The 2,919-nt window shown below is 38.3% G+C and carries 2 protein-coding genes; both read left to right on the top strand.

Annotation, left to right across the window (positions count from 1 at the left end; translation table 11 throughout):
• Positions 1-836: 836 nt before the first annotated feature.
• Positions 837-2,405, top strand: coding sequence for a spore germination protein (locus ADA55_RS15920; protein ID WP_414629831.1), 1,569 nt, complete (start codon positions 837-839; stop codon positions 2,403-2,405).
• 26 nt (positions 2,406-2,431) lie between these two features.
• Positions 2,432-2,919: GerAB/ArcD/ProY family transporter (locus ADA55_RS15925; protein ID WP_048685694.1), on the top strand; the 488-nt coding region annotated here is incomplete at its 3' end.

A 2,919-nucleotide genomic window follows, 5' to 3' on the forward strand; every position in this document is an offset into this window, starting at 1 on the left:
TTCTTGAATGGATATATTTCCAAAACTATTCACCAACAAGTTAAATTGGATGTAATAGGCCTTTAATGTTTGTGGAGAATAACCTTGGATATATAAACCCCATACATCAGTTAAGATCATACCTGATTCTCTCCAATAATACCATATTAATAGACAGTATAGACAAAAGAAGAACTATTATACTAGATTAGTAGATTTTTTTATTAAACAATAACCCCTGTTAGTTAAAGAAGAAAAAGCTGCCTTAAGACAGCTATGATCTTCAGCTAACGCACCCGATAGTTTAAGTACATTTCTTCACAAACTTATATTAGTTCGCAACTAAGATTTAAGATTGATAAATCAGCTATTGGGTTAGTAAAGAAACGTGAACTTAAAAAGTTACCACCAAATAAAGACCTTAGCGGTCTCTCTTTTCTCAATAACCATTAGATTGGGATCATTTGCACTGTTTATGTAAGTTACAATTACATATTATTCCATTTAAATCGAAGTCATATTTACAACCAGTGGAGATTGTTGGATGACATTTATTGTCCCGTGTAGCTAATACACGTATAAAGTGATGTAAATAAGGAGAATTGCATTTAACTTCCTTGCATAAGAAACGTATAAGATATTAATACTATTTGAGAAATAAAGGAATTTTGTAGAAGATTACACAGATTTTAGCTGCTGATATTAGGCAAGTATAGGGTGATGAAAATGTGGAAAACGATTGTTTCCTACCTTCCAGAATGGCAGGTTTTTATACAAGCTTTCATTGTGTTTGTTATTCCATATCTAATCTCCAAATTGTTTAATTTGCTTCATACCTCAAAGGATGAGTGATGATGATGAAAGAGTGGATATCAAAGATTGGTAAAAAAGGAAAAGGTAACGAAAAAGACAAACAAGAAGCATATAACTCCCAATATCTAACACATCAGTTTACAGATAATCTTAATTATAATCTTGAATGTGTTAAGCAAGAAATTGGCCATAATTGGGATGTGCATTTTCGGGAATTTAATCTAGGGAGAACCGGTATACGGTCAGTTATCATTTTTGTGGATGGACTATCGGATAAAGATCTCATTGATAAGCATATCATGCCATCATTGATGGTTGATTTTTCAGCAGAATATAAACAGAACCTTCCCTACCTCAAAGGGAGCATTTCAAAAGAATTCATAAAAAATGAAGTGTTATCCATTAGTGAAATAGAAGCTGTCCGCTCCATTAAAGAATTAGCCTCTAAAGTACTAACAGGTTCTACCGCCCTTTTAATTGATGGGTCTTTGGATGCGCTGCTCCTTGGAACTGCCAAACATAAAACAAGGGCAATTGAAGAGCCGGTATCAGAGGCACTAGTCAGAGGTCCCCGTGTCGGTTTCACTGAATCATTGAGTGATAATACATCTTTTTTAAGGTGTAGTGGTGAAATCGAGAATTTATCGTTAGTAAAATTCCAAGTAGGAAAGCGTTCAAAAAAGGATTTGGTTGTCGCATACATAAAGGATATTGTTGATCCCGAATTAGTTAAAGAGGTGGAAAATCGAATTAAGAAAATTGATATTGATAGTGTTCCTGAATCAGGTTATGTAGAGCAGCTTATTGAAGATAATTACCTTAGTCCTTTTCCGCAGGTACAGAATACAGAGCGTCCTGATCGCGTGGTCGCTGCTTTGATGGAAGGGCGAGTGGCCATCTTGTTAGATGGGACCCCTTTCGCTTTGATCGTTCCTGTTACCTTAAGCATGATGCTACAATCACCGGAAGATTATTATGAAAGGTGGATTCCTGGAACATTCATCCGTATGCTTCGTTACCTCGCAGCTATTCTGGCCCTTTTTACACCGTCATTGTATATAGCTTTCATCTCATTTCATTCAGGATTGATTCCGACCAAACTGGCCATCTCCATTATCGGAACCAAGTCCGGGGTTCCGTTTCCGGCACTTATCGAGGCATTATTCATGGAAATAGCCATCGAAATTTTGAGGGAAGCAGGACTGCGATTGCCTAAGCCAATCGGTCCAGCAATGGGAATTGTCGGCGGTTTAATCATTGGGGAAGCTGCTGTTCAGGCAGGGATAGTTAGTCCTGTTTTGGTGATTGTGGTAGCGTTAACCGCCATTTCATCGTTTTCCATTCCGCACTATAGTATCGGGATTACATTACGGATGCTTCGTTTTCCCGCAATGCTATGTGCTGCCACGTTCGGATTATACGGGGTCATTCTTTTTTTCCTTTTAATGACCAGCCATTTAGTGAAATTAAAAAGCTTTGGTGTGCCTTATTTGAGTCCAGCCGTTCCTTATCGCTTAAGTGAGTGGAAAGACCTGGTGGTCCGCATGCCACTTATGATGATGAAACGCCGTCCAAAGATGTTGCATACAAAAAACCCCATACGTAAAGGATAACCTATCGGTGAAAGGGTGGTTATAGAATGATTATCAGTCCGAAAGACAAAATTACAACTCCTCAAGCAGCTGTCATTGTCATTAACTTCATACTCGGCACAGGATTGCTCACCCTACCCAGATCATCTACGGAGAAGGTACAGACACCAGATGTATGGATAAGCGTTATTTTAGGCGGAGTTATCACTATAACCGCGGGGCTGATCATGGTCAAATTAAGCCAACAGTTTCCCGAAAAGACCTTCTATCAATACATCAATGAAATTGTCGGAAAATGGCTGGGCGGGTTACTTAGTTTAGTTGTAGTCTGTTATTTTCTTACAACTTCCAGTTTTCAGCTCCGTGCAATGGCGGAAGTGATAAGGTATTTACTTTTGGAAGGTACGCCTACTTGGGCAATTATGATGATTTTCATGTGGGTAAGTCTTTATCTCATCATCGGCGGCATTAACCCGATCGCCCGTCTTTTTGAAATTATTTTACCTTTGACAGTTATCCTTTTTTTGGTTGTTAC

Origin of the sequence: Bacillus sp. 220_BSPC (genome assembly GCF_001054655.1) — a bacterium.
Lineage (GTDB): Bacteria > Bacillota > Bacilli > Bacillales > DSM-1321 > Peribacillus > Peribacillus frigoritolerans.